This is a genomic window from Buttiauxella sp. BIGb0552 (assembly GCF_004366275.1).
Lineage (GTDB): Bacteria > Pseudomonadota > Gammaproteobacteria > Enterobacterales > Enterobacteriaceae > Buttiauxella > Buttiauxella gaviniae.
The window spans coordinates 565,584-592,134 of sequence record NZ_SODY01000004.1 but is presented as its reverse complement, the minus strand read 5'-3'; the positions used below and the strand labels follow the sequence as shown (position 1 = coordinate 592,134).

General features: G+C 49.7%; 25 protein-coding genes, 1 pseudogene, 1 riboswitch and 1 other annotated feature. Of the genes and pseudogenes, 11 read left to right on the top strand and 15 right to left on the bottom strand.

Translation table 11 applies throughout. The features are described from left to right. Entirely contained in the window at window positions 1-960 is a 960-nt protein-coding gene (cbiB, locus tag EDF88_RS14815) for an adenosylcobinamide-phosphate synthase CbiB (protein ID WP_134185480.1), read from the bottom strand. After that, window positions 957-2,339 (bottom strand): cobyrinate a,c-diamide synthase, encoded by a 1,383-nt coding sequence (locus tag EDF88_RS14810; protein WP_134185478.1) that lies wholly within the window; start codon window positions 2,337-2,339, stop codon window positions 957-959. Before EDF88_RS14810 ends, cbiB begins: the two co-directional genes overlap by 4 nt. Window positions 2,340-2,492: 153 nt before the next feature. Next, a riboswitch (cobalamin riboswitch) is annotated at window positions 2,493-2,660 on the bottom strand. A 169-nt stretch (window positions 2,661-2,829) separates the two neighbouring features. Here EDF88_RS14810 and EDF88_RS14805 point away from each other — a divergent pair. Beyond that, complete coding sequence (locus EDF88_RS14805; RefSeq protein ID WP_134185612.1) at window positions 2,830-3,690, top strand: GHMP kinase; 861 nt, start codon at window positions 2,830-2,832, stop codon at window positions 3,688-3,690. Window positions 3,691-3,823: 133 nt separating this feature from the next. On the opposite strand, the gene EDF88_RS14800 is transcribed toward EDF88_RS14805, so the two are convergent. The 4 genes from EDF88_RS14800 to dacD form a co-directional block, all read right to left on the bottom strand. After that, window positions 3,824-4,144: a DUF496 family protein gene (locus tag EDF88_RS14800; protein WP_064512128.1), complete on the bottom strand. Its 321-nt coding sequence runs from the start codon at window positions 4,142-4,144 to the stop codon at window positions 3,824-3,826. Between the two features lie 206 nt (window positions 4,145-4,350). After that, window positions 4,351-5,409 (bottom strand): FUSC family protein, encoded by a 1,059-nt coding sequence (locus EDF88_RS14795; RefSeq protein WP_064512130.1) that lies wholly within the window; start codon window positions 5,407-5,409, stop codon window positions 4,351-4,353. Window positions 5,410-5,497: 88 nt separating this feature from the next. Then, window positions 5,498-5,968, bottom strand: a complete 471-nt coding sequence (sbmC, locus tag EDF88_RS14790) for a DNA gyrase inhibitor SbmC (protein ID WP_134185476.1) — start codon at window positions 5,966-5,968, stop codon at window positions 5,498-5,500. Between the two features lie 205 nt (window positions 5,969-6,173). After that, window positions 6,174-7,340 carry a serine-type D-Ala-D-Ala carboxypeptidase DacD gene (gene dacD, locus EDF88_RS14785; RefSeq protein WP_134185474.1) on the bottom strand — a complete coding sequence of 389 codons (1,167 nt, stop codon included), beginning with the start codon at window positions 7,338-7,340 and terminating at the stop codon, window positions 6,174-6,176. A 264-nt stretch (window positions 7,341-7,604) separates the two neighbouring features. Here dacD and sbcB point away from each other — a divergent pair, with 264 nt between their 5' ends. Continuing rightward, window positions 7,605-9,032 (top strand): exodeoxyribonuclease I, encoded by a 1,428-nt coding sequence (sbcB, locus tag EDF88_RS14780; RefSeq protein WP_134185472.1) that lies wholly within the window; start codon window positions 7,605-7,607, stop codon window positions 9,030-9,032. Between the two features lie 46 nt (window positions 9,033-9,078). Here the strand turns inward: sbcB and EDF88_RS14775 are convergent, their stop codons facing one another. The 4 genes from EDF88_RS14775 to EDF88_RS14755 form a co-directional block, all read right to left on the bottom strand. Then, entirely contained in the window at window positions 9,079-10,443 is a 1,365-nt protein-coding gene (locus EDF88_RS14775) for an APC family permease (RefSeq protein ID WP_134185470.1), read from the bottom strand. A gap of 206 nt (window positions 10,444-10,649) precedes the next feature. After that, complete coding sequence (gabT, locus tag EDF88_RS14765) at window positions 10,650-11,948, bottom strand: 4-aminobutyrate--2-oxoglutarate transaminase (RefSeq protein WP_134185468.1); 1,299 nt, start codon at window positions 11,946-11,948, stop codon at window positions 10,650-10,652. Window positions 11,949-12,087: 139 nt separating this feature from the next. Further along, a complete protein-coding gene (locus EDF88_RS14760) occupies window positions 12,088-13,002 on the bottom strand; it encodes a LysR substrate-binding domain-containing protein (protein WP_064512160.1) in 915 nt (304 codons plus the stop codon). A 38-nt stretch (window positions 13,003-13,040) separates the two neighbouring features. Then, window positions 13,041-13,868 carry an SDR family oxidoreductase gene (locus EDF88_RS14755; protein WP_134185466.1) on the bottom strand — a complete coding sequence of 276 codons (828 nt, stop codon included), beginning with the start codon at window positions 13,866-13,868 and terminating at the stop codon, window positions 13,041-13,043. Between the two features lie 197 nt (window positions 13,869-14,065). On the opposite strand from EDF88_RS14755, the gene hisL reads away from it, so the two are divergent. From hisL to hisIE, 9 genes are all read left to right on the top strand, one after another. Continuing rightward, on the top strand, window positions 14,066-14,116 hold the full coding sequence (gene hisL, locus EDF88_RS14750; RefSeq protein WP_208326149.1) for a his operon leader peptide: 51 nt from the start codon (window positions 14,066-14,068) through the stop codon (window positions 14,114-14,116). Next, window positions 14,092-14,214: a sequence feature (His leader region), on the top strand. (Overlaps the previous gene by 25 nt.) Before the next feature lie 37 nt (window positions 14,215-14,251). Continuing rightward, on the top strand, window positions 14,252-15,151 hold the full coding sequence (hisG, locus tag EDF88_RS14745; protein WP_064512164.1) for an ATP phosphoribosyltransferase: 900 nt from the start codon (window positions 14,252-14,254) through the stop codon (window positions 15,149-15,151). Window positions 15,152-15,155: 4 nt separating this feature from the next. After that, window positions 15,156-16,463, top strand: coding sequence for a histidinol dehydrogenase (gene hisD, locus EDF88_RS14740; protein ID WP_134185465.1), 1,308 nt, complete (start codon window positions 15,156-15,158; stop codon window positions 16,461-16,463). Then, complete coding sequence (gene hisC, locus EDF88_RS14735; protein ID WP_134185463.1) at window positions 16,460-17,542, top strand: histidinol-phosphate transaminase; 1,083 nt, start codon at window positions 16,460-16,462, stop codon at window positions 17,540-17,542. The genes hisD and hisC overlap by 4 nt, the downstream gene beginning before the upstream one ends. Next, window positions 17,539-18,606 carry a bifunctional histidinol-phosphatase/imidazoleglycerol-phosphate dehydratase HisB gene (hisB, locus tag EDF88_RS14730; RefSeq protein ID WP_134185461.1) on the top strand — a complete coding sequence of 356 codons (1,068 nt, stop codon included), beginning with the start codon at window positions 17,539-17,541 and terminating at the stop codon, window positions 18,604-18,606. The genes hisC and hisB overlap by 4 nt, the downstream gene beginning before the upstream one ends. Then, entirely contained in the window at window positions 18,606-19,196 is a 591-nt protein-coding gene (gene hisH, locus EDF88_RS14725) for an imidazole glycerol phosphate synthase subunit HisH (RefSeq protein ID WP_134185459.1), read from the top strand. The genes hisB and hisH overlap by 1 nt, the downstream gene beginning before the upstream one ends. 5 nt (window positions 19,197-19,201) lie before the next feature. Beyond that, window positions 19,202-19,939 carry a 1-(5-phosphoribosyl)-5-[(5-phosphoribosylamino)methylideneamino]imidazole-4-carboxamide isomerase gene (hisA, locus tag EDF88_RS14720; protein ID WP_134185457.1) on the top strand — a complete coding sequence of 246 codons (738 nt, stop codon included), beginning with the start codon at window positions 19,202-19,204 and terminating at the stop codon, window positions 19,937-19,939. Next, a complete protein-coding gene (hisF, locus tag EDF88_RS14715) occupies window positions 19,921-20,697 on the top strand; it encodes an imidazole glycerol phosphate synthase subunit HisF (protein ID WP_134185455.1) in 777 nt (258 codons plus the stop codon). Before hisA ends, hisF begins: the two co-directional genes overlap by 19 nt. Then, a complete protein-coding gene (hisIE, locus tag EDF88_RS14710) occupies window positions 20,691-21,302 on the top strand; it encodes a bifunctional phosphoribosyl-AMP cyclohydrolase/phosphoribosyl-ATP diphosphatase HisIE (protein WP_134185453.1) in 612 nt (203 codons plus the stop codon). Before hisF ends, hisIE begins: the two co-directional genes overlap by 7 nt. A gap of 56 nt (window positions 21,303-21,358) precedes the next feature. Here hisIE and wzzB read toward each other — a convergent pair whose 3' ends face one another. From wzzB to galE, 5 genes and pseudogenes are all read right to left on the bottom strand, one after another. Next, complete coding sequence (gene wzzB / locus EDF88_RS14705) at window positions 21,359-22,354, bottom strand: LPS O-antigen chain length determinant protein WzzB (protein ID WP_134185451.1); 996 nt, start codon at window positions 22,352-22,354, stop codon at window positions 21,359-21,361. 285 nt (window positions 22,355-22,639) lie between these two features. After that, window positions 22,640-23,506: a glucose-1-phosphate thymidylyltransferase RfbA gene (rfbA, locus tag EDF88_RS14700; protein WP_134185449.1), complete on the bottom strand. Its 867-nt coding sequence runs from the start codon at window positions 23,504-23,506 to the stop codon at window positions 22,640-22,642. Between the two features lie 22 nt (window positions 23,507-23,528). Further along, entirely contained in the window at window positions 23,529-24,593 is a 1,065-nt protein-coding gene (gene rfbB, locus EDF88_RS14695; RefSeq protein WP_134185447.1) for a dTDP-glucose 4,6-dehydratase, read from the bottom strand. 84 nt (window positions 24,594-24,677) lie between these two features. Next, window positions 24,678-25,136, bottom strand: a pseudogene (locus tag EDF88_RS24955) (integrase core domain-containing protein); the annotation flags it as partial. A 188-nt stretch (window positions 25,137-25,324) separates the two neighbouring features. Further along, window positions 25,325-26,341 carry a UDP-glucose 4-epimerase GalE gene (gene galE, locus EDF88_RS14690; RefSeq protein WP_134185445.1) on the bottom strand — a complete coding sequence of 339 codons (1,017 nt, stop codon included), beginning with the start codon at window positions 26,339-26,341 and terminating at the stop codon, window positions 25,325-25,327. Window positions 26,342-26,551 lie beyond the last annotated feature (210 nt).

Genomic DNA, 26,551 nt, shown 5'->3' with positions numbered 1-26,551 from the left:
TTAAGCGGTGCCAAGCGCGAGTGCGCGCAATGCGGCGAACAGCAGCAAAGCTTGCAGTGAGGCCAACATCATGAGTTGAATGGTGCGGGTAATATCGTCGAGCGCGATGCCGCGCCGTTCATCACCCATCCAGGGTTTTTCTACCCGTTCGCCAAAATAGGTGTTCGGCCCGCCGAGGCGGATACCCAGCGCACCGGCAACCGTGGCCTCAGGCCAGGCGCAGTTCGGGCTGCTGTGTTTATAGCGGTCGCGCCAGCCGATTAGCAGCGCCTGGCGAGGATTAGCTCGCAAGAAAAAGGCTGCGAGGGTAAGCAGCAACCAGCTCAATCTTGCGGGAATGAAATTAGCGAGGTCATCAAGCCGGGCGCTGACATAACCAATAGCGCGATATTTTTCGGTTTTATAACCGACCATCGAATCGAGGGTATTGATAGCTTTGTAGGCCAGGGCAAGTGGTGCACCGCCAATCATCAGGAAGAACAGTGGTGCAATCACACCATCGACACTATTCTCTGCCACCGTTTCGACCACCGCACGGGTGATTTGCGGGCGCTCGAGTTGCGAAGTATCACGTCCAACAATCCACGATAATTTCTCGCGACTCTGTTCTATCGTGCCATCTTTGAGTGCGCGATAAACTTCGAGAGCCGCGTCACTCAAGCAACGGGCTGCAAGCACGGTGTAAATCATCCACACCTCAACCAACCAGCCGAGCCACACAGATACCTGGTTTGCGAGGTGCAATACTCCCCAACTCACGCCCCAGGTCGTGCCCACCACAACCAGCCATAACACACCGCCGCCGATTTTCAGTGCACGGTCGCTTTTGCAGCACCGGCGTATCTGGCGCTGCATAAAGCTGATGAGATTGCCAATCCAACGCACCGGATGGGGCCAGTGATGCGGGTCACCGAGCCAATAATCCAGTAACCACGCAACAGCCCACGCAAGGAGTGTCATAGGTGGTTCCTCGCAAGTGCTAACCAGCGATTGAGTAATGATGGACGTTGAGCGAAATGAACATGCAGGTAACTTGCAAAGGTCGCATGATGCTGAAAACCGCCCTGCCAGCGCGAAATAGCAACACCATCGCGCCATTTGCAACAATCGAGAGCTGCGGGTAATGAGCCGCTGAAATCTGAATAATGGAATTCGTGCCCGCGCAGGGTTTCGCCTTTTTTGGCAAGTAACGTGTCGTGTAATGCCGTGGCTTCGCAGTAACCGAAACGTGTTAGCCGTTTGCCCATCTGGCTGTGGCCTGGCAGCACGCCACACATGGCATGGGTTTCATCATTGCCGTCAGTCAAAGATTCACCCAGATACATCAACCCGCCACATTCGGCATACAGCGGAATGCGGCGTTGATGCGCTTCACGCAAGGACTCACGCATGGCGGAATTGGCAGCAAGTTTTGCGCCATGGACTTCGGGGTAACCGCCGCCGAGCCAGATCATCTGGCAGTCGGGGAGTCGGGAGTCATGCAACGGGCTGAAACGCTGGATTTTCACCCCGGCCTGCTCGAGCATGTCGAGGTTATCCGGGTAGTAAAAGTTGAAGGCTTCGTCTTCGGCAACGGCAACGGTTAGCCCATGCGCTAATGCTTCGTCAGCAATCGCGGGGGCTTCGCCGTGTGGCAGAGAATTTAGGTGAGATAACGCCAGCAGGCGGTCAATATCCACAGTTTCTTCAAGCTGCTGCGCCAGGCGCTGCCAGCGTTCATCTTGCGGGGAGTGTTCTTGTGCCGGAACAAGACCAAGGTGGCGCGAGGGTAAAGCGACATCGGCCATAACGGGTACTCGCCCCAACACCGGTAGCCCGCAATATCGGGTAATCGCATCGGCAAGCAACTGATAATGGCTATCGCTATTAACGCGATTAAGTATGACTCCGGCAATGTTAAGCGTTGGGTCAAAGCGCTGGAAACCCAGGACTGTGGCAGCAATGGACGTGGACACAGCTTTGCCATCTACCAGCAAAATCACCGGGCAACCGAGCTGTTTTGCCATAGCCGCGCTGCTGCAATAGTTGGGGTCCGTTCCGTAACCGTCGTACAGCCCCATCACGCCTTCGATAACGGCGACATCAGCGTGCTGCATTTGTTTTGCAAACAGACCGTTAAGGGTTGGAGTGGGCAGCATGAATGCATCGAGATTGCGTGAGGCAATGCCGGACACAGCACTGTGCCAGCCGCTGTCGAGGTAATCGGGGCCGATTTTGAAAGGTTGAACGCGCAGACCGCGCAGCATGAGGGCACGGAGCAGCCCGAGCGTGACAGTGGTTTTGCCACAGCCGCTGCTGGTTCCTGCAATGACGAATGCGTGTTTCGCTGCCCCTGCCATAATTGCCTTTTTACTTACTTCGGCAAAATGCGGATGTCAGCACGTGCGCGCACCTTGCGGCTGCACGCATCTGATGACAACTGGCTTCCCACCGAAGGAGTTGTTGTGAGTCCAGATAATTCGCAGTGCAGGCAAGGCTCTGCAAGTTGAAGTATCAAAAGTATTCTGACGAGTCGGTCTTCTGGCTTAGCTTCATCCTCATCCGCCCTTCCCAATCAAAGATCAGTGGTTACGCGGGTTCGTCGGCATCACAGCAGCGGGGGCTGCGGGGGAGTTTCACCCCCTTCCCAGCCATGTGTCACACATGGCATAAACGAGTCAGTTGTATCGTGCATGATTCTCAAATTATCATGCACGTGAATATGTAAAAGCTGGCACAGTGTAAAAGCTAATAGATATTGAGTGTTGCGCTATAACAATTTTTACTGATTTTTTAAGCCCTGAGGTAATGAAATAATGAATCCCAGCATAAATGAGCGTTGCCCAAAAGATGGCTGAAGCGAGCTGCCCGGCATCTTGTGGGGAATTTATTCAGGGATGGATTAGCGGCAGCGAAAAACTGGTGTCCTGCCCGATAGACTGGTTTAGCACCGTTGAAGTGCGTGATGGTGCAAAAAAACCAACTGAGCGCCCGCGTATGCGCCAGATACTGGAACAGGTGGTGGCGTATTTTGGTCACCCCGCTGCATTATCAGAGAGCCTGAGCACCGCTCTGGAGTCCACGATCCCCGTAGGTAAAGGCCTTGCGAGCAGCACCGCAGATATTGCCGCAACGGCAGTGGCGACCGCCCGGTATTTGGGTGAAACGCTCAGCGTATCCACCCTTGCGGCTTTATGTGTAAACATTGAACCGACCGACAGCACGATTTTTGTTTTGCCGACGCTTTTCTCCCATCTGAATGCGCAAACTCAGTTTAGCTGCCAGGCCGCGCCAGCTATGGATATCCTGTTGCTTGAAAGTGATACCACGATTCTGACTGAGGACTACCGTCGTCATCAGCGCGAATCTGCGTTAATTAGCCATGCCGCAGTACTTGATGACGCGTGGCTTCGCTTGCAACAAAGTTGCAAGATGCAAGAGCCTCGCTTGTTGGGAGAAGCCGCCACGCAAAGTGCGATCGCCAGCCAGGCGTTACTGCCAAAACCGATGTTTTCGCAGCTGTTAGCGCTAGTTGAAGAGTTTGATTTATTCGGTGTGAACGTGGCGCACAGCGGGAGTGCTGTGGGGTTGATGCTTGATACCAGTAAGCATGATGTTGGGAAATTACTCTGGCAGATTAATCAGTTCGCTATTGATGTGCCTTATCCGCAGCAACATCTGGTGAAGACGATTGCAGGCGGCGTGCGCTAAGTTGTTGCGAAAAAAAACCGCCGAATCGGCGGTTTTCACAATTAACACTAATTTCCCTAAATAATTCAAGCTGCATCAAGGCGGCAAGTGAACGCAGCCAACGCAGAGGCAGCTCGAAGTATGGCGGGTAAATTTACTCGGGTTTGATTTCACCCATCACTTTCAGTTTTTTGGAAATTTCACGACGCTCTTTAGACAGTTCAGCATTCTTGATGATGTAATCATCAACACGGTCTTCGTAGTCGGTTTTCATGCTGGCAATGATGCCCTGAATAGCTTCAATGCTCATACCTGGCTTAATGTAGTCACTCAGGTTATCAAGCAGCAGAACACGTTTTGAGTTATCACGGATCTTTTTCTGAACGTCCTGAATCTCACGCTGCAGTTTGTTTTTACGACGGAACAGACGCACAAACTCAAGCACGTCCTGGAAAGAAGGTTTAGTTGGTTCCATTTTTATACCCCTGCTAATTTCATACTCGGATTCGTTAAGACAACCGCCATAAGATTACCTTAATGGTAGCGGCGGCCGCTGACAATTCTTTTATCCCCGTCTGTTCCGGGCTCTATAGCCAAACAGTACAGGCGATTAGTCTCTTTCGCTATCTTAACCTCAATTGGTGCTGAATCGAAACCAGCAATTCGCTCCGCACCCCGCAATTATTTACGTAACGCGCGGCAGATCAACTGCGAGAGTAATTCCAGTTGACGAGCAAGCTCCAGACTCAACCAGACATAACCGTGAATTGGGGTTTCCTGAAGTTTCCCATTTCCCCCTTCCTGCATGAGCTGGCGCAATTCGCTGACGATCTCGGTCAGCTTTTCATTATTAGCAGAAATCGGTGATGGGTTACCGTCATGCAATGCATGGGCAATCGCAGCGAGTGTGCGTTGCGTCATCTGCTGAGTATCACGCAGAGTATGAGCATTGATCATCAGGAAATGGCTCTCTCGGGAAGCCCAGTAAGCATTGATTTGCAGCTCAAGCGTGCACACCATATTACGGCTGACAGTTTGTATCGCCTCGAAAATAGATTTCTGGATGTGAGTTTCTTTGCTGCTCGGCCCAATCAGTGCGCGCATTTTCACTACATCGGTCAACACCTGATGCAGATGTTTTTCTAAACGCGGGCGCTCCAGCAAGTTCGGAGAAAAACCTGCGTTATAAACCCGACCAAAGGCGGTGACGAAATTCGCCATTTGAATGCGCCAGTGGATAAACGCACGCTGCGGATAAATACTGGTAAATAGCATTGCGAGTAATGATCCGAAGATAACATCACCACTGCGCCACAACGCAATTTCCATATCACCAGCCGGTGCACCCACTACGACTGCGAGGGTAATACCAATCAGCAGAGCCTGATACGGGCGTTTCCCCAGCGCCAGGTAACCGCAAATAAACATCGCAAAAGCGCACCAAACCAGCATCAGCGGCAGAGAAAACAGCTCCAACCTTAGCGCAATAAGCCCCATGGTTGCGCCACAAATGGTGCCGCCAATACGTTCAAAGGCGCGAGGTACTACATTTCCCCAAAAGGATATTGGCCCCATCACCACCACTAAAGTGATTAATGGCCATGTGCCTTCCGGAACTTTCAGAAGATGAACTATGAGAAAGGTAAGAACAAATGCCAGCGCGATACGAACGCCATGCACAATTCGGTAGTTGCGATAAACGCGTAGTTCAAACGGACTTAGTGATTTGTCGGGGCGCACACCCGGCTCTCCTGAAACAAAAGCGTGATTGTACCTGTTTTTTAAGTGTGGGCATCACAAAGTTAGGGGGCTTACGCCCCCTTCAGCTTCACTCTTGATCTGCAACCGGGATATACATATCAACTTCCCACACTCCACTTTCAGAGCCATCATTCAGATAGTGCTCAAAGCAAGGTTTGCCGGTTAACTGGAAGCGGTTATCTGCAAGGAGACTATCAAAGAAGAGATTCCATGGTTTTGCGAAATCGCCGTCGTCAACTTTTGCACGCGCGACGGCATATTGCCCTGCTTCAATGCGTGTAGTGATGACACCTTCACTGTTTTCAGGCACGGTAAAATCTTCCGCAACAGAAACAACCGTGTCGCAGCGTAGCTTTTCCGCAGGTACAACATCTGGGTTGTCGTAGTAAACCGCCAGCCACTCTTCACCGACGACTTTATGAGATTTAACCCATAGAGAAAGTTGCTCAAATCCTTGTTGAACCGTTTTTTCCCACGGCCCTACCATATGAAAACCCGCTACTTTTCGCTCATGAACTTGTTGTACGTTAAATTCCATATGACCTCCTGACCCGATTAAAAGCACTGTATATAAATACACCACTCTATTGCTGGGAAGCAATCCTTTGGCAGGGTGATGTGGTTACTTTGCGAGCAAGATCGCTTTTCGCCAATAAATCGTAGTACAGACGAGAAGCACAGGTTAGAACTAAAGGCGAAAAAAAAGGCCGACATAAAGTCAGCCTGTTGAAAATTTTAAGCAACTACAACTTGTGGCTCAGATAATCACTAAATCGCGACCATGCACTGCCCTTTTTAACATCGGTTAGCGTCACCAGCGGCCAGTGTGCAATCAGCTTGTCGCGGTCAAACAGTTCAATTTCACCAACATGTTGGTTAGCGGCGACAGGCGCTTCCATCTCCGGGTTATCAAGGACATATTTGGCTTTAATATTTGGAACTTCCGATTTTGGCAGTGCCAGATAGACATCCTGATTGGTGCCGACTTCAACTTTCTTTTGGTCGCCATACCAGACAGTTTCGGTGCCAATTTTTTTGCCTTTATGCAGCACCTGCACAGTATCAAAATTATCCTGACCCCAATGTAGCAGTTTGCGCGCCTGGTCTTCGCGGCCTTTCGGGCTTTCAGCTCCCATTACAACTGCAATTAAGCGGCGCTCGCCATCAACACTTGAAGCGATAAGGTTAAAGCCTGCACTGGCAGTATGGCCGGTTTTCAAACCATCCACATTCAGCCCTTTATCCCACAATAGGCCATTGCGGTTCTGCTGCGTGATGCCATTCCACGTGAGGCTGCGCTCGCTATACATATGATAAAAATCAGGCTCGCCGTGGATAATGGCGCGAGAAAGTACCGCTAAATCATATGCCGAACTATGCTGGCCTGGGGCATCAAGACCGTGAACAGTTTCAAAATGGGTATCTCGCAGTCGCAGTTGCTGCACGTATTTATTCATCATCGCCACAAATTGTGGCTGCCCGCCAGCGACGTAATCGGCTAACGCGACACAAGCGTCGTTCCCGGAATCAATAATCAGCCCGCGGCTTAAATCATGTACCGTTAGTCGGTCACCGGCTTTCAAAAACATCAGCGACGAACCGTCAAAAACCGGATTCCCTTTCGCCCAGGCATCTTTACCGACGGTGACCATATCGTTTGCCGAGATACGCCCGCTATCAATGGCGCGATCCACTACATAGCCGGTCATCAGTTTGGTCAGACTCGCCGGGTTGCGTCGCACATGTTCATTTTGCGCAGCCAGAATTTGCCCGGTGGTGTAATCCATCAATACCCATGAACCCGCCTGGATTTGTGGCGGTGGTGGCGCATTAACAAAGATATCGTCGGCAAAAGCGGTGTGAGCAGAAAATGACAGCAGTGAACAGACAGCAAAAAGACGGATCTTCAACGATATACCCTCGGTAACAATAAATTCAGCCGCTTCTTTTACTGGAGTTTGCGATAATTTTCGCAATTAAATTGCAAAAAGTTATGAATAATCAAATTTGCTCGCCGGATTGGATACTTCTCCCGGTGGTGCAGGCGGCGGGTTAATGGTTTACCATGGCGTTATGCAGCACCAGCAAATAATGATGAATACATGGAGAGAGTTTTAGTGGGATTTCAGTTTAATAACAGTATGTTAAACATCACTCAAGGGCGGGGGTAAACCGTGGAAAATTCAACGCAACAACCGACCTTCCTCTTTCATGATTATGAAACTTTCGGCAAGAGCCCATCCCTTGACCGCCCGGCGCAATTTGCAGCGATTCGTACCGATGACCAATTCAATGTTATCGGTGAGCCAGAAGTCTTCTACTGCAAACCCGCTGATGACTACCTCCCACAGCCAGAAGCGGTGATGATTACCGGCATAACGCCGCAACAAGCCCTGGCGCGCGGTGTCAATGAAGCCGATTTTGCAAAGCGTATTCACGATATCTTCACCGTGCCGAAAACCTGCGTGATCGGTTACAACAACGTGCGTTTCGATGATGAAGTTACGCGTAATATTTTTTACCGTAATTTCTACGACCCTTATGGCTGGAGCTGGCAGAACGATAATTCTCGTTGGGATTTACTCGATGTGATGCGCGCCTGTTACGCGCTGCGCCCGGAAGGAATTATCTGGCCTGAAAACGAAGAGGGGCTGCCGAGTTTTCGCCTCGAGCACCTGACCAAAGCCAATGGCATTGAACATGCGAATGCGCACGATGCGATGTCAGATGTATACGCCACTATCGCCATGGCGCAATTAGTCAAAACACGCCAGCCGCGCTTGTTTGAGTACCTCTACAGCCATCGTTCTAAGCACAAGCTCAACACGCTGATTGATATTCCGCAGATGAAACCACTGGTGCATGTTTCCGGGATGTTCGGCGCATGGCGTGGCAACACCAGTTGGATTGCGCCGCTGGCCTGGCACCCGGATAACAAAAATGCAGTGATAATGGTCGATTTAGCAGGTGATATTTCGCCGTTGCTGGAGCTGGACGCAGATACGTTACGCGAACGCTTATATACCCCGAAAGCCTCACTGGGCGATGCCGCAGCCGTACCAATCAAACTGGTTCATCTGAACAAATGTCCGGTACTGGCGGTGGCAAATACGTTGCGCCCGGAAGATGCCGAACGGTTAGGAATCGATCGTAAGCGTTGCCTGGATAACCTGAAGTTACTGCGCGAGCACCCTGTGGTGCGTGAAAAAGCTGTGGCTATCTTTGCTGAAGCCGAACCTTTTGTACCCTCTGATAATGTTGATGCGCAGCTTTATAATGGCTTTTTCAGCGATGCTGACCGCGCGGCGATGCGCATTGTGCTGCAAACCGATCCGCAAAATCTGCCGGCTTTGGATATTACGTTCGCCGATAAACGCATTGAAAAGCTGTTGTTTAACTATCGCGCTCGTAATTTCCCAGGAACACTGGATGAAGCAGAACAACAGCGTTGGTTAGAACACCGCCGTGATGTGTTGTCTCAGGAAGCGTTGCAAGCCTACGCGCAAGAACTGGAGGCGCTGTATAACCTGCATGAAGGGGACAAGGAAAAGACGGCGTTGCTTAAGGAGCTGTTTGAGTACGCGCAGTTTTTGGTAGGGTAATAGATAGCAAAAAGGCCGCTTTCGCGGCCTTTTTCGTATTTAGCTGTTACGCTAAATCTTCGTTGAATTGTGGAACCGGGTTACGGAAGCGACGAGTCACGAAGGCCAGATAGGTCAAGCCGATGGCTGCCCAAATCAGACCCAGAATCATCGAGCTTTCTTCCAGGTTAATCCACAACGCACCCACTGTCAGCGCGCCACAAATTGGCAGCACCAAATAGTTGATGTGATCTTTGATGGACTTGTTGCGCCCTTCACGAATCCAGAACTGGGAAATCACTGACAGGTTAACGAAGGTAAACGCCACCAGCGCACCGAAGTTAATCAGCGCGGTGGCTGTTACCAGGTCAAACTTAATCGCAAACAGCGCGATGATACCGACCAGTACCACGTTCAGTGCCGGGGTACGCCATTTCGGGTGGATGTAGCCGAAGAAGCGCTCCGGGAACACACCGTCTCGACCCATCACATACATCAGGCGAGAAACGCCCGCATGTGCCGCCATACCTGACGCCAGAACGGTAACACAGGAAAAAATCAGGATGCCAAACTGGAAGGTTTTACCTGCCACGAAGAGCATGATTTCTGGCTGTGACGCGTCCGGATCGTGGAAGCGGGAGATATCCGGGAAGTACAGTTGCAGGAAGTAGGACACCACAACGAAGATCACGCCGCCAATCAGGGCAGTCAGGAAAATCGCTTTCGGGATGACACGTCCTGCATCTTTGGTTTCTTCAGACAACGAGCTAATGCCGTCAAAACCGAGGAATGAGAAGCACAGAATGGTCGCTCCGGTAATCATCGGCACGACGTTCGCGTGTTCCGACCAGAACGGACGTGTACTGGTTAATGTGCCCGCACCTTCACCATTTGCCACACCGTAAATAACCAGACCGGTGATGACCACCATGACGAACATTTGCAGCACAACAATAAGGCTGTTGAAGTTAGCCACGGTTTTGATGCCGCGCAGGTTGGAGATAGTCATAAAGCCAACCAGCAGCACCACGAAAATCCACGACGGGATAGACGGCACCAGGGCTTCAAAATAGATTTTCGCCAACAGGATGTTGATCATCGGCATAAACAGATAATCAAGCAAGGCAGACCAACCCACCATAAAGCCAACCACTGGGTGGATTGCTTTTTGAGCGTAGGTATAGGCGGAACCCGCTGATGGGAAGCGGCGTACTAGCTTTCCATAACTTAACGCGGTGAACAAAATTGCCACAAGGGCAAACGCGTAAGCCGTAGCGACATGTCCGTCGGTAAGGCCAGATACAATCCCAAATGTATCGAACAAGGTCATAGGCTGCATATAAGCAAGGCCCATCATAACAACCGGAATGAGCGTCAGGCTCTTACGGAGTTCAACACGAGATTTAGCACCTGCGGTGACGTTAAGCGACATGGTCATTCCCCCAAACGGCGAATACCTGCGCAAAAGCAAAAAGCTGCCCCATCTGAATTTCCTCGGCGACACGACTGTCGTTTTTTAAAAGCTAGTATCTATCCGGTACGAAGCCCGGCCTCTTGGTTTTTTTGGCGGATGCCTGTTTGACTACTAGAACTTAATGCAAAAAAATAACCGACGCGTTTAACGTCGGTTTTTTGTTCTCATTTAGTGAGGCGCGTATTTTGCACCAATTCGAGGCAGGATGACAAGATATTGAGGCCTTCATTAACAATTTCTTTTTCAGCCGTTAACGGGACGAGAAAACGAATGACATTCGCTCTCACTCCACATGACAGCAATACCAAACCTTTTTTGCCTGCTTCTTTCACAAGTTCCTGTGTTAACTCTTTATTTGGGCGGTGGCTATCGCGTGCTTCCACCAGCTCCATTGCAATCATGGCGCCATAACCACGCACATCACCAATGCAATCAAATTGCTCGGCCATCTCATGCAAACGATGGGTAATGAGCTCACCAATTTCCTGTGCTTTTTGATTGAGGTTTTCTTGCTCAATAACATCAGTGACCGCCAGTGCCGCCGCAATGGCCACAGGCGAGCCCGCATAGGTGCCACCAAGACCACCTGGCATCGCCTTATCGAACAGCGATTTTTTGCCAACAAGCGCTGAAAGTGGGAAGCCGCCTGCCAGGCTTTTTGCCATGGTGATGAGATCCGGCTCCACCTCGCTATGTTCAATTGCGAAGGTTTTACCAGTGCGGCAGAAACCACTTTGGATTTCATCTGCAATCAGAACGATGCCGTGCTTATCGCACAACGCCCGCAGTTGCTTCATAAAGGAAGGTGACGCGGCATAGAAACCGCCCTCACCTTGCACCGGCTCAATAATGATGGCGGCGACTTCGTCTGGCGAAACATCAGCAGCAAAAATACCCGCCAATGACGCCAGCGCCTGAGTGTCACTCACGCCAAGATAGGCCGCCGGATAAGGAGCGTGATAAATGCCTGCCGGGAATGGACCATAGCCCTTTTTATACGGCTGCACTTTACCCGTTAAGGCCATACCGAGTAAGGTCCGGCCGTGGAAGGCCCCACGAAATGCGATGATGGCCGAACGCCCCGTCGCAATACGTGCCACTTTAATGGCATTTTCGACCGCCTCGGCACCCGTGGTAAGGAACAGCGTCTGGCATGGTTCGCTTATCGGCACCAATTTGTTTAGCCGTTCGGCAAGCTCAATATAGTTGCCGTAGGGGGTCACCTGGAAACAAGGATGGGTAAATTTTTCAAGTTGTTGACGCACCGCATCAATGACTGCGGGGTGATTATGCCCGGTATTTAGCACCGCAATACCCGAGGCAAAATCGATATAGCGTTTGCCTTCAACATCCCATAATTCGGCATTTTTCGCTTTTTCGATGTATACCGGCAGTGCATTGCCGACCCCATGAGGAACCGCCTCTTCACGCCGCGACTGCCATTGCTGATTGGTTTGCTTCATACAGACTCCTTGCGTGCAAAAAAACTCCGCAAAACAACGCAGAGAAGAAAATTTAAACGCGAAGACATATTCAGAAGAAATAACGAGCCACTTTAAACAATAGATGTGAGCCAGGCGCTCTGCCACTCACCCAAAAGCATTATTTTTGCGCAGTTCCGTATACCAGCGCGATTTCGGGACTGTTGACGATTTGCTCTCGCCACCATTCACTGGCAAGCCCGGCAGTCTGTTCATTCCAGCCAATCCATACAGGAACAAAAGGCACATGGGAAACAACCTGCTTTTCCACCAGCACGCCACTTTCGATAAAACGCTGCGCCATGTAACGGGGAACGTAACCACAGCCAATGCCGCTGATTTGCAGCTCAAGTTTGGTTTTGAAATCAAAAACGGTGATGGCATCTTGTTCTTCGAGTAAATGCATCGAACGTGACGGCTCAAGACGCGATGTGTCGCCAACTACAACTGCACGACTGCGTTTGATAACCCGGCGAGTGAGTGGTTCTTCAGCTTCAGCAAGTGGGTGATGAGGTGCAATAACAAAGATACTTTCAAGCTGACCAAGCAGCGTAAAACCAAAACCACTCAGCGACGGTGGGTCACTCATGGCGCCGACAATAATATCCGCCCGCCCTTCGGTAAGGGCTTCCCAAGAGCCACCCAGCACGCCGTTGATGAATTTCAGCCGCGTCACGCTATAACTTTTGTAGAAAGCTTCAATAAGTGGTGTCAGTAAGGAGAATGGGAAAGAGTCATCAACGCCAATCACCAGTTCGTTTTCCCATCCCTGATGAAGTTTGATTGCCTGCTGTTCCAGTTCGCGCACCGTATGCAGAACTTCGCGCCCTTTTTCCAGCAGAAGCTGACCCGTTCGCGTAAAACGCGCGCGATGCCCTGAACGGTCGAGGATTTGAATGTTGAGATCGTTTTCGAGTTTTTGAACGGTGTAACTGAGTGCGGAAGGCGTTTTAAAGAGCTTTGTTGCCGCCGCAGCAAAGCTCCCTTCTTTATCGAGGGTATCGAGAATGATCAGTACATCCAGCAGTGGTTTCATACTCGTTCCTGAAAGTCACGAGCAACACCCCACAGCGGTTACTGCATGGGCATTACCAGCGGGTTTGGATACTGATATTCAAACCCAAGTTCATTGCAAATACGGTTGCCATCCACCAGCTTACCGTGGCCATTTTGCGTTTCAGTGCGAAAAAGGGGTGCGTCTAAATTCATCTGCCGCGCCATCAAAGAGTAGAACTCGGCACGAGTTGGGTGAGCTGGCGCACATAAATTATAGATGTGCCCGCCTTTCGGAGCCTGTAGCAACAGCGTAATTGCTGAAATAACATCTTCAAGGTGTACCAGATTGACTCCATGAGCGCCATTTACCACGTCGGTTTTTCCTGCCAGAAAACGCCCAGGATGGCGTTCCGGCCCAACCAAACCCGCAAGACGCAGAATATCTACCGAAGTACCCGGCAAGTCATGCAGCCAGGTTTCCAGCTCTTTTAGCACCCGCCCACTGGCGGTAACGGGCTCAAGCGACGAAGTTTCTTTAACGCTGCCTTCAGCTTCACCATACACAGACGTGGAGCTGGTAAAAATAATACGCGGAATATTATGAGCCAGAGCGCTATCAACAATTTCCTGCACCGCCTGCAGGTAAAAATCGTCGCCTTCACCAGTACGACGAGCGGGCAGCGTTATCACTAATGCATCCGCATCCAGCAGTGCATCCAGATCGTCGCTGTCACAAACCAGTTCAGGAGTCAGTTGCAACTGATAACTGTCAATTCCACTCATTCTTGCGGCGTCGACACCATCAAGGGTGGTTTTACTTCCTGTCACTTGCCAGCCACGCGCTGACAATGACATCGCCAGTGGCATTCCCAGCCACCCTAACCCGACAATCGCAACCTTTTTCATGCCTTCTCTCCTGGATTACAGCATATCTCTCTGCTGTGCTTTTTAGCCCTTCATTAAGGCTACGCCACGTTACGACAACTGACAATCAATGGCACTAAACAGAATATTAATTGAGGGGGTAAAAAGCCCTTGCACAAGGCACTGCATATGGTTTACGTTAAAAGCACATCATGAATAAACATTCATACGAGAATTTTATGACACGCGTTCAAACTGCTATCCACCATCATCACCATCATCCTGACTAGTCTTTCAGGCGATGTGTGCTGGGAGACAGAAAAATCTTCCAGTGGTGCATGAACGAGTCAATAAGCCCCCGGAAGATTTCTTCCGGGGGCTTTTTTTTTGGACGTCAGACAAGAATTAATTAGGGGAAACCATCAATGTTAGACAACACACGTTTACGCATAGCTATTCAGAAATCAGGCCGTTTAAGCGATGATTCACGCGAATTGCTCGCGCGCTGTGGCATAAAAATCAACCTGCACACTCAGCGCCTGATTGCGTTAGCAGAAAACATGCCGATCGATATTCTGCGTGTTCGTGATGACGATATTCCTGGGCTGATTATGGACGGTGTAGTAGATCTGGGCATTATCGGCGAGAACGTGCTGGAAGAGGAGTTGCTGACGCGCCGCGCTCAGGGCGAAGACCCACGTTATTTCACGCTGCGTCGTCTGGATTTCGGTGGTTGCCGCTTCTCGCTGGCAATTTCCGTTGATGAACCCTGGGATGGCCCTGCCAGCCTGAACAATAAGCGTATCGCGACTTCTTACCCTCACCTGTTGAAGCGTTACCTTGATGGCAAAGGTGTGCAGTTCAAATCCTGCCTGTTAAACGGTTCTGTTGAAGTGGCTCCACGTGCGGGTCTGGCGGATGCCATTTGTGACCTCGTTTCCACTGGCGCAACTCTTGAAGCCAACGGCCTGCGTGAAGTTGAAGTGATTTACCGCTCCAAAGCCTGCCTTATTCAACGCGACGGTGAAATGCCTGAAGCCAAGCAACAGCTCATCGACAAACTGATGACCCGTATTCAGGGCGTGATTCAGGCGCGTGAATCGAAATACATTATGTTGCATGCGCCAAGCGAGCGTCTGGATGAGATTATTTCTCTGCTGCCAGGCGCTGAACGCCCAACCATTCTGCCGCTGGCAGGGGACCAACAGCGTGTAGCAATGCACATGGTGAGCAGCGAAACGCTGTTCTGGGAAACCATGGAGAAACTGAAAGCGCTGGGTGCCAGTTCAATTCTGGTGTTACCAATTGAGAAGATGATGGAGTAACACCATGGCAAACTTCAATACGTTGATTAACTGGAATAAGTGCGATGCAGCCGCGCAACAGGCGCTGCTCACCCGCCCTGCTATTTCCGCATCGGAAAGCATCACCCGCACGGTCGCTGACATCCTGAATAATGTGAAAGCTAACGGTGATGCTGCATTGCGCGAATACAGCGCAAAGTTCGATAAAACCGATGTGCAGCAACTGAAGGTCAGCGAGCAGGAAATTACCGCTGCCGTCGCGCGCCTGGGGCCAGAGATAAAAGAGGCGATGGCCGTTGCTGTTGCGAATATCGAAAAATTCCACGTTGCTCAGCAACTGCCAACTGTTGATATCGAAACGATGCCTGGCGTGCGTTGCCAGCAAGTTACGCGCCCGGTTGCCTCTGTTGGCCTTTATATTCCTGGCGGTTCCGCACCGCTGTTTTCAACCGTATTGATGCTTGCCACGCCTGCCCGTATTGCGGGCTGCAAAAAAGTGGTGCTGTGCTCACCGCCACCGATTGCCGATGAAATTCTGTATGCCGCGCAACTGTGTGGCGTGCAGGAAGTGTTTCAGGTCGGCGGTGCGCAGGCCATTGCTGCACTGGCGCTGGGCACCGAAAGCATCCCGAAAGTGGATAAGATCTTCGGGCCAGGTAACGCGTTTGTTACCGAAGCCAAACGCCAGGTCAGCCAACGCCTTGATGGTGCGGCCATCGACATGCCAGCTGGCCCTTCCGAAGTGTTAGTCATCGCCGATAGCGGTGCAACACCTGACTTTGTGGCATCGGACCTGCTTTCACAGGCCGAACACGGCCCGGACTCACAAGTGATTCTGTTAACGCCGGATGCCGATATGGCGCAAGCCGTCGCCGAAGCCGTTGAGCGCCAGTTAGCCGCTCTGCCGCGTGCTGAAACCGCTCGCAAAGCGCTGGAAAGCAGCCGCCTGATTATTGCTCGCGACCTCGAGCAATGCATTGAAATCTCCAACCAGTACGGTCCGGAACACCTGATTATTCAGACCCGCAACGCCCGTGAGCTGGTCGATAGCATCACCAGTGCAGGTTCCGTGTTCCTCGGTGACTGGTCACCGGAATCAGCTGGAGACTACGCTTCCGGGACTAACCACGTGCTGCCGACGTACGGTTATACCTCAACGTGTTCAAGCCTTGGACTGGCTGATTTCCAGAAACGCATGACGGTTCAGGAACTCTCACCACAAGGTTTCGCAAGCCTTGCGAAAACGATTGAAACTCTGGCCGCCGCCGAGCTGCTGGATGCCCACAAAAACGCCGTTACCCTGCGTGTTGCAGCACTGAAGGAGCAAGCATGAGCATTGAAGAGTTAGCCCGTGAAAATGTCCGCGCCCTGACCCCTTACCAGTCGGCTCGCCGCCTGGGTGGCAATGGTGATGTATGGCTGAACGCGAATGAATATCCAACCGCGGTTGAGTACGAACTGACTCAACAGACGCTGAACCGTTACCCGGAATGCCAGCCTAAACTGGTCATTGAACGTTACGCCGAATACGCAGGCGTGAAACCTGAGCAAGTGCTGGTGAGCCGTGGCGCAGACGAAGGTATTGAACTGTTGATCCGCGCATTCTGCGAGCCGGGCAAAGATGCCGTTCTCTACTGCCCGCCCACTTACGGTATGTACAGCGTAAGCTGCGAAGCCTTCAACGTGGAATGCCGCGTCGTACCCACACTGGCAGACTGGCAGCTCGATTTACCGGCAATTGCGGAGAACATTGAAGGCGTAAAAGTCATTTACGTTTGCAGCCCGAATAACCCAACGGGGCAGTTAATCAATCCGCAAGATTTGCGCGTATTGCTGGAAATGGCTCGCGGTAAAGCCTTAGTGGTGGCAGATGAAGCCTATATCGAGTTTTGCCCGCAGGCGACACTCGCTGGCTGGTTAAATGAATATCCACACCTCGTGGTACTGCGCACACTTTCCAAAGCCTTTGCGCTGGCGGGCCTGCGTTGTGGTTTCACGCTCGCCAATGAAGAAGTGATTAACTTGCTGATGAAAGTCATCGCCCCTTACCCGCTGTCGACCCCGGTTGCGGATATTGCCGCCCAAGCGTTAAGCCCGCAGGGTATTAACGCAATGCGCGAGCGCGTGGCGCAAGTTCTGTTGAATCGCCAGTACCTGGTCACAGCACTTCAGGAAGTGGGTTGCGTAGAGCAGGTTTTCGACTCAGAAACCAACTATGTTCTGGCTCGCATCACCGCTTCAAGTGCAGTGTTTAAATCTTTGTGGGATCAAGGCATTATCCTACGAGACCAAAATAAACAACCATCATTGAGCGGCTGCCTGCGGATAACCGTTGGCACCCGTTTAGAATGCGAGCGCACTATTGCAGCGCTGCGTGAACAACCAGGCCTGACGGCCACGGAGGGCGTGTGAGCCAGAAAATTCTTTTTATCGACCGTGACGGCACTTTAATTTCTGAACCACCGTCAGATTACCAGGTGGATCGCATGGACAAACTCGCCTTTGAGCCAGCGGTTATCCCTGCCCTGCTGCAATTGCAAAAAGCAGGCTACAAGCTGGTCATGATCACCAATCAGGACGGTTTAGGCACCGAGAGCTTCCCGCAAGCGGATTTCGACGGCCCGCACAACCTGATGATGCAGGTGTTTACCTCGCAGGGCGTCAACTTTGACGATGTGCTGATTTGCCCGCACTTGCCGGCTGACAACTGTGAATGCCGTAAGCCCAAAATTGCCATGGTGAACGGTTATCTGGAAGAAGGCGTGCTTGATAAGCCAAACAGTTATGTGATTGGCGACCGTGCGACCGATATCGAACTGGCTGAAAATATGGGTATTCAGGGGCTTCGCTACCACGGCGAAACGCTGAACTGGCCGATGATCAGCGAAAAGCTGACTAAGCGTGACCGCTATGCCCACGTTGAACGAGCCACCAAAGAGACGCAAATCGACGTGCAAGTCTGGCTCGACCGTGAAGGTGGCAGCAAAATTAACACTGGCGTGGGTTTCTTCGACCATATGCTGGACCAGATTGCCACCCACGGCGGTTTCCGTATGGATATCAGCGTGAAAGGCGACCTTTACATCGACGACCACCACACCGTTGAAGACACGGGTCTGGCGCTGGGTGAAGCGTTGAAAATCGCGCTGGGCGATAAACGTGGCATTACCCGTTTCGGCTTCACTTTGCCGATGGACGAATGCCTGGCCCGTTGTGCGCTGGATATTTCTGGCCGCCCGCACCTTGAATATAAAGCCGAGTATAACTTCCAGCGTGTTGGCGATTTAAGCACCGAGATGGTTGAACACTTCTTCCGTTCGCTTTCTTACACCATGGGCGCGACGCTGCACCTGAAAACCAAAGGCAAAAACGACCACCACCGTGTCGAAAGCCTGTTTAAAGTCTTTGGCCGCACGTTGCGCCAGGCTATTAAAGTTGAAGGCGACACGCTGCCCTCCTCAAAAGGAGTGTTGTAATGAACGTGGTGATTCTGGACACCGGATGCGCCAACCTGCACTCGGTGAGGTCAGCAATCCAGCGTCACGGCTACGAGCCACTGGTGAGCCGCGATCCTGATGTGGTGCTACGCGCCGATAAACTCTTTTTACCAGGCGTAGGAACAGCACAAGCGGCTATGGATCAGATTCGTGAGCGTGAACTTATCAATCTGATTAAAGCCTGTACGCAACCCGTGCTGGGTATTTGCCTCGGTATGCAGTTGCTGGGTTCGCGCAGCGATGAAAGCAACGGTATAGAGATGCTCGGCATCATCGAGCAGCCGGTGCTAAAAATGGTCGACCATGGTTTGCCTTTGCCGCATATGGGCTGGAACCGCGTCTATCCAAAAGCCGGTGACCGCCTGTTCCGTGGCATTGACGATGGTGATTATTTTTACTTTGTGCACAGCTACGCGATGCCCGTTTGCGCGAATACCATCGCGCAGGCCAATTACGGTGAGGCGTTCACCGCCGCCGTGCAAAAAGATAACTTCTTCGGCGTGCAGTTCCACCCTGAGCGCTCGGGTGCCGCGGGCGCAAAATTACTGAAAAACTTCCTGGAGATGTAAGCACCATGATTATTCCTGCTCTCGATTTAATTGACGGCACAGTGGTGCGCCTTCATCAGGGGGACTATGGCCAGCAACGCGATTACGGCAACGACCCGTTGCCGCGCCTGCAAGATTACGAAGCTCAAGGTGCGCAAATGCTGCATCTGGTCGATTTAACCGGCGCAAAAGACCCTGCCAAACGCCAGATCCCACTGATTAAAACGCTCGTTGCAGGCGTGAAAGTTCCCGTGCAAGTGGGTGGAGGTGTTCGTACTGAAGAAGATGTTGCGGCATTACTTGAAGCAGGTGTGGCACGAGTGGTGGTCGGGTCTACGGCGGTGAAATCACCTGAAGTGGTGAAAGGCTGGTTTACCCGTTTCGGTGCGGATGCACTGGTGTTAGCACTTGATGTGCGCATCGACGAACAAGGCAATAAACACGTCGCTGTCAGCGGCTGGCAAGAGAACTCTGGTGTTTCATTGGAAGAACTGGTGGAAACATACCTGCCCGTCGGGCTCAAACATGTGTTGTGCACCGATATCTCCCGCGATGGCACCCTGGCAGGTTCTAACGTGTCGCTGTATGAAGAAGTTTGCGCACGTTTCCCACAGGTGGCGTTCCAGTCTTCCGGCGGTATTGGTGATATCGATGATATCGCTGCTTTACGCGGAACAGGCGTTCAGGGCGTAATTGTTGGGCGTGCACTGCTGGAAGGGAAATTCAACGTAACGGAGGCAATCTCATGCTGGCAAAACGGATAATTCCTTGCCTGGATGTACGCGACGGGCAAGTCGTCAAAGGTGTGCAATTCCGCAACCATGAAATCATTGGTGACATCGTCCCACTCGCGCAACGATACGCCGCCGAAGGTGCAGACGAACTGGTGTTCTACGATATCACCGCTTCAAGTGATGGGCGCGTGGTGGACAAGAGCTGGGTGTCGCGCGTTGCAGAAGTTATCGATATTCCATTCTGTGTGGCAGGTGGTATTAAGTCGATTGACGACGCCGCGCAGATCCTCTCTTTTGGCGCGGATAAGATTTCAATCAACTCCCCCGCTCTGGCTGAGCCTGAACTGATTACCCGCCTGGCTGAACGTTTTGGCGTGCAGTGCATTGTGGTCGGAATCGATACCTGGAATGATTGCGAAACCGGCAAATATCACGTCAATCAATATACCGGCGATGAAAGCCGCACGCGTGTCACCAAGTGGGAAACGGCAGATTGGGTGCAGGAAGTACAAAAACGTGGGGCCGGGGAAATCGTTCTGAATATGATGAACCAGGATGGCGTGCGTAACGGTTACGACCTGGAGCAATTGAAGAAAGTACGTGAAGTTTGCCACGTGCCACTGATTGCCTCTGGTGGCGCAGGAACCATGGAACACTTCCTCGAAGCTTTCCGTGATACAGATGTTGATGGTGCGCTGGCAGCCTCAGTGTTCCACAAGCAAATTATTAATATTGGTGAGCTGAAACTTTATCTGGCTCAGCAAGGTGTGGAGATAAGAGTGTGCTAACAACAGAACAACAAGCTCAACTGGACTGGGAAAAAACCGATGGCCTGATGCCGGTCATCGTCCAGCACGCGAAATCTGGTGAAGTATTGATGCTGGGATATATGAACCCAGAAGCTCTGGCGCAAACCATCGATAGCGGAAAAGTCACCTTCTTCTCTCGCACGAAACAGCGCTTGTGGACCAAAGGCGAAACCTCCGGCAACTTCCTCAACGTGGTGAATATTGCCCAGGACTGTGATAACGACACGCTTTTGATTCTGGTGAACCCGATTGGCCCAACCTGCCATTTAGGTTCCTCAAGCTGCTTTGGTGAAACCCACCACGACTGGCACTTCCTGTACCAGCTCGAGCAACTGCTGGCGTCACGCAAAACTGCCGACCCTGAGAGTTCGTATACCGCGAAGTTGTATGCGAGTGGAACCAAGCGTATTGCGCAGAAAGTCGGTGAAGAAGGCGTCGAAACTGCGCTGGCGGCAACGGTTAATGACCGTTTTGAGCTGAAGAATGAGGCATCGGATTTGGTGTATCACCTGCTGGTGTTACTGCAGGATCAGGATTTGGATTTGAGCGCGGTGATTGAGAATTTGCGGGAAAGGCATAAGTAGGATTGCGTTGATATAAAAAAGGCCGCTGATGCGGCCTTTTCACATTTAGACAGGTCTTACACAACTGGCTTGTAGTTACGTAGTGCATTACGTCCAAGAACAACACCAGAACCCAGAATCATACCAACCAAGGCACCCAGCACCAGTGTCAGACCCTTTTTCGGGCTATCACGGCGAATTGGCAAACTTGGTTTCATTACATAGCGGAAGGCGTAAGTCGTATCGGGTTTGGACTTCAACGCATTGATCGCTAATAAAGTTTGGCGCGCGCTGAAGTAAGACTCATCCAGTGGCAGTGGACGCGTCGCTTCATTCTTAATGATGGATGAAAGCGCATCACTACCCAATACAAACAATGTGTCTTCAGACAGCGTTTCAGCCTGCTGAACCAGGGTGTTTTTGATGTTGGATTGCTGAGCAACAATCAACGCCTGATTCAGGATCTCCAGACGTTTGTCTTTCTTCTCCTGAGCAATTTTTTCTTTGGTTGCTAAATCAACTTTCAGATCTTCAACTTTAGAATTGATGCTGGTCTGTAAATCGTCATCAAGCTCAGTGACAATGCGTTTGTTAATTTGCTGAATGTAGTTGGTGAGTGTTTTTTGTGCTTCACCTGCGGTGGTTGCAACATAGCTCACTTTCAGTGGAACTGGTTGTCCTTTTACCGATTCTTCAATGGTCAATTTTTCAGGTTTTTCCTGATTATCTAACTGTTCAGACAGTGCGGCTAACGCTGAGTTGAAACGACCAAAGAAACGCTGCTGTATCTCACCAATACCTGGAATACTTGACGGGTTTTGGCTGTACAGAATATTCATTGAGTTATTATAGTTCGCGATTTGCCCGGAGTCCGGCAACGTAATGATAGCCTCAGAGGTCCATTTCTCTTTAGCAACGAACAGATAGATAACTGCAAGAATTATAGCTGCGACAGCAAAAGCGATTATGGTAACTTTACCCTTCCATAACTGCATTAAAATATCAATTAAATCAATAGATTCCATTGGTTCAGCAATGTGGTTTTTGCCCGCATTATTGTTATCTTGGTTCATGTTTACCCTAGAGAAATAGTCCATAGATTACTTATACTTGTACAGACTAAGTATAATAAGAAAAAAGGAAAATTGTCTGAAAATAACTAAAAATTGTTGTCGGAAAAAGCCGAATATCAATTTAATTTTTCATAGGCTGTCTATCTTAAACTTAGTGACTTGGTTAAAATTCCCACAAACACCCAACTACCCCAACAATCCAGCAGGCGAAATTAAAAAAATATAAACCTACCTATTTTCTGGATAAGTTTAGGATGTTAACGCTCAAGAATTATCCAGCTAAACTTACTTAGCAACCAACTGCTTCAAATATTGACCGTACGAAGTTTTATCCATAGCTTTTGCACTCTCAATAATCTGCTCCGAAGTTAACCAACCTTTGCGATAGGCAATCTCTTCAAGGCAAGCGACTTTGAAGCCCTGCCTCTTTTCAATGGTATGAACGAATTGAGATGCTTCGATCAAGCTATCGTGGGTCCCTGTATCCAGCCAGGCAAATCCACGTCCAAGCAGTTCAACATTCAGTTCATCCATCTCAAGATACATCTGATTGATACTGGTGATTTCTAGCTCATTCCTTTCTGAGGGTTTAACCTGCTTAGCCAAATCGACGACTTTGGTATCATAAAAATAGAGCCCAGTCACAGCCCAATTAGATTTAGGTTGCATCGGTTTTTCTTCGATCGACAGAGCTCGATAATTTTCATCGAATTCGACAACACCAAAACGTTGCGGAGACATCACCTGGTATCCGAAAACAGTAGCACCACTTTGCCGTTGCGCAACCATTTCAAGCTTACTCCCGAACCCCTGGCCAAAGAATATGTTATCTCCAAGCACCAGAGCGCAATTCTCACCATTGATGAATTCTTCTCCAATAATGAATGCCTGGGCCAGGCCTTCTGGACGAGCCTGGATTTCATAGCTGAGCTTGATCCCCAGATGAGAACAATCGCCCAGTAAACGCTGAAATGAAGGAAGGTCCTCAAGCGTAGTGATAAGTAAAATATCACGGATGCCTGCCAGCATAAGCACCGAGAGTGGATAGTAAATCATGGGCTTATCGTAAATGGGCAACAGTTGCTTTGAGACCCCGCGTGTAATCGGATACAACCGTGTTCCCGACCCACCCGCCAGTACAATCCCCTTCATCTTGAAATCCTTATATTCTTAATTAACTTTTTAAGCCTAAACGTTCCATTGAATATGAACCATTTTTAACACGTTGCCACCATGACTCATTAGCAAGATACCATTCGACGGTTTTTTTGATACCGCTTTCAAAGGTTTCACTAGGTTTCCAACCAAGTTCCCTTTCAATTTTAGAAGCATCAATAGCATATCTCAGATCATGGCCTGGGCGGTCTGCGACATAAGTAATTAACTCTTCAAATCGCTCTATATTTTCCGGTTTAGTCACGACTATTTCATCAAGCAAGCGGCAAATAGTCTTCACAACATCAATGTTTTTACGCTCATTATGCCCGCCAATATTATAGGTCTCGCCTGGTTTACCTTCCGTGACTACCTTGTAAAGCGCCCTCGCATGATCCTCCACATAAAGCCAATCTCGTATCTGGCAACCATTGCCATACACTGGCAGAGGTTTACCCTCTAATGCGTTGAGAATAACAAGTGGAATCAACTTCTCCGGGAAATGGTACGGGCCATAGTTATTGGAACAATTCGTCACAATTGTGGGTAGGCCGTAGGTCCGCAACCAGGCGCGAACTAAATGGTCGCTGGATGCTTTAGAAGCCGAGTATGGACTGCTTGGGGCATAAGGTGTTGTTTCAGTAAATAGTGAATCCGTATCATCCAGGTCACCAAAAACCTCATCAGTAGAAATATGATGAAAACGGAAGGTATCTTTAGATAAAGTTGTCTGTTGATTCCAGTAATGTCGAGCAGCCTCAAGTAAAATATAGGTTCCAACAATATTCGTTTCAATAAATGCAGCAGGGCCATCAATGGAACGGTCTACATGGCTTTCTGCGGCCAAATGCATCACCGCATCTGGTTGAAACTCATGAAAAGCACTATCTACAGCGACCCGGTCACAAATATCAATCTGGCGAAATGAATAACGCTCATTACAGGATACGGAGGTAAGAGACTCCATATTTCCGGCGTAGGTCAATTTATCAATGACTAAAACTTCATCACTGGTTGCGTTAATAATGTGACGAACTACTGCAGAACCGATAAACCCAGCCCCGCCAGTTACAATGATTTTCATAAAGCCTCAAAGAGTGTGAATCCTGTTGAACAACCGCTACGACTACGGTAATCCCTCCAATTTTAACGGAGATGATAAGTAGAATCAGGCCATACGCTGGATATATTGCATTAGTGTATAATCTTTCATCGCCATATTGCGCCTTTCATGATTATAAAACCACTGTCACTCTGTTGTATATTTTGCTGTAATTCATCAAGCATACTAAACAGGTGCTAGCCCAATCAGTCATAACGCACTGTACGATTATATCGCTCAATATAGGAATTTCGCTGAGGTTTACTGAGCTGAATAATCTAAAACGTTATATCCTACTGATGAGCACATGACGTTAATGTCTTATTTGTATATTCCGCCCCCGTTATCACACCTTATTGCAACCGATTTTCCTTCCCTCTCAAGGATTTGTTCGAGTGTTCTTACCACCCGACTGGCATCCAGAGAAAAGCCTACCTCAATGGCCAGTGCTTCGCTGTTAAAGTCATCAATGATATTCAGTGGACAAACAGAACGATCATCCAATGGTTGGTCGAGCATGAAGTCGCTCGGCGAGCACATATTACTGCTGTCAGGCACAATTCAGGTACCGATGTACCGGTTTCAACCTACGTTACCCTCCAAGTTGCAAAGATTTAGCTGCTCATCCGAATCGCTCATTTTTGCATGCCTATCAGGATTTATTCAATTGGCACTGACCTGCATCTTGAAATAACTTGAGGTTAGAAACGAGATTAAGAATCGAAACCGTTCGGGTTATTTTTCTGCCAGTTCCATGTATCACGCATCATCTCATCAAGAGAACGAGTCGCTTCCCATCCCAGAGCATGTTTGGCTAAGGATGAATTTGACCAGCATTCCGCAACATCACCTGGCCTTCTCTCAACTATTTGATAGTTAATTGTCGTTTGTGCTGCTTTTTCAAACGCCTTAATTAGATCAATAACGGAATAGCCGACGCCCGTGCCTAGGTTAATGGCTTTGAATGATGAACCTTCAGTTTTATGATCTAATGCCGCCAGATGTCCGCTTGCCAAATCCAATACATGAATATAGTCACGAACACCGGTTCCATCTGGTGTTGGATAATCATTGCCGTAAACCGACAGGCATTCGAGCTTTCCAATTGCTACCTGAGAAATATAAGGTACTAGATTATTGGGAATGCCGTTGGGATCTTCCCCTATACGACCTGAAGGATGCGCGCCGACAGGGTTGAAATAACGTAGACAGGTAATGCGAAAGTTAGGCTGGGCTTGCGAAAAATCGCGCAAAATCTGCTCAACCATTAATTTCGACGTCCCGTATGGGTTAGTGGTGCCACCAGTGTGACACTCTTCACTGAGTGGCACTTTCTCAGGATTACCATACACCGTCGCGGATGAACTAAAGATCAGATTATCTATGCCTGCGAGCAACATTTCGTTAAGTAAAACAAGCGTTCCAACGACGTTATTCTCATAATATTCCAGTGGTTTTCTAACCGATTCACCGACGGATTTTAAACCGGCAAAGTGGATAACATCCGATATCGCATGGTTTGAGAAAATCTCTTTTAGACTATTCTTATCTAAAATATCGGCCACATATAATGTTGGAGCTTTCCCTGTTAATTCTGTAATCCTTTCTAAAGACGCTTTAGAAGCGTTAGAGAGATTGTCGATAACGACGACTTCATCACCTCTCTCTAGTAATGCCAGTACGGTATGTGAGCCAATATAGCCAGCACCACCAGTTACAAGAATTGCCATGGTTTCTCCAAGTTTAAATTGCGAAATGAGCTTATCGATTTTGTATCGATGTCATCCTGTGCCAAATTGCCCCATAGTATCAATCATTGGGGTTATCCCCCATTTTTAATGGAGGTTAATTGTAGAAATTAGGATGCGCTTAGCCTATGTATCCAGACAGAAAAAAACCAGTGGAAAGCATTCTCCCCCTGGTTTAAATTAGATTATAAC

Excerpts from the sequence above, each read along its gene's own strand:
- cbiB (WP_134185480.1), bottom strand. The coding sequence starts at position 960 with ATGACACTCCTTGCGTGGGCTGTTGCGTGGTTACTGGATTATTGGCTC.
- EDF88_RS14810 (WP_134185478.1), bottom strand. The coding sequence starts at position 2,339 with ATGGCAGGGGCAGCGAAACACGCATTCGTCATTGCAGGAACCAGCAGC.
- EDF88_RS14805 (WP_134185612.1), top strand. The coding sequence starts at position 2,830 with ATGGCTGAAGCGAGCTGCCCGGCATCTTGTGGGGAATTTATTCAGGGA.
- EDF88_RS14800 (WP_064512128.1), bottom strand. The coding sequence starts at position 4,144 with ATGGAACCAACTAAACCTTCTTTCCAGGACGTGCTTGAGTTTGTGCGT.
- sbmC (WP_134185476.1), bottom strand. The coding sequence starts at position 5,968 with ATGGAATTTAACGTACAACAAGTTCATGAGCGAAAAGTAGCGGGTTTT.
- EDF88_RS14775 (WP_134185470.1), bottom strand. The coding sequence starts at position 10,443 with ATGTCGCTTAACGTCACCGCAGGTGCTAAATCTCGTGTTGAACTCCGT.
- gabT (WP_134185468.1), bottom strand. The coding sequence starts at position 11,948 with ATGAAGCAAACCAATCAGCAATGGCAGTCGCGGCGTGAAGAGGCGGTT.
- EDF88_RS14760 (WP_064512160.1), bottom strand. The coding sequence starts at position 13,002 with ATGAAACCACTGCTGGATGTACTGATCATTCTCGATACCCTCGATAAA.
- EDF88_RS14755 (WP_134185466.1), bottom strand. The coding sequence starts at position 13,868 with ATGAAAAAGGTTGCGATTGTCGGGTTAGGGTGGCTGGGAATGCCACTG.
- hisG (WP_064512164.1), top strand. The coding sequence starts at position 14,252 with ATGTTAGACAACACACGTTTACGCATAGCTATTCAGAAATCAGGCCGT.
- hisD (WP_134185465.1), top strand. The coding sequence starts at position 15,156 with ATGGCAAACTTCAATACGTTGATTAACTGGAATAAGTGCGATGCAGCC.
- hisC (WP_134185463.1), top strand. The coding sequence starts at position 16,460 with ATGAGCATTGAAGAGTTAGCCCGTGAAAATGTCCGCGCCCTGACCCCT.
- hisH (WP_134185459.1), top strand. The coding sequence starts at position 18,606 with ATGAACGTGGTGATTCTGGACACCGGATGCGCCAACCTGCACTCGGTG.
- hisA (WP_134185457.1), top strand. The coding sequence starts at position 19,202 with ATGATTATTCCTGCTCTCGATTTAATTGACGGCACAGTGGTGCGCCTT.
- hisF (WP_134185455.1), top strand. The coding sequence starts at position 19,921 with ATGCTGGCAAAACGGATAATTCCTTGCCTGGATGTACGCGACGGGCAA.
- wzzB (WP_134185451.1), bottom strand. The coding sequence starts at position 22,354 with ATGAACCAAGATAACAATAATGCGGGCAAAAACCACATTGCTGAACCA.
- rfbA (WP_134185449.1), bottom strand. The coding sequence starts at position 23,506 with ATGAAGGGGATTGTACTGGCGGGTGGGTCGGGAACACGGTTGTATCCG.
- rfbB (WP_134185447.1), bottom strand. The coding sequence starts at position 24,593 with ATGAAAATCATTGTAACTGGCGGGGCTGGGTTTATCGGTTCTGCAGTA.
- galE (WP_134185445.1), bottom strand. The coding sequence starts at position 26,341 with ATGGCAATTCTTGTAACTGGTGGTGCTGGCTATATTGGCTCACATACC.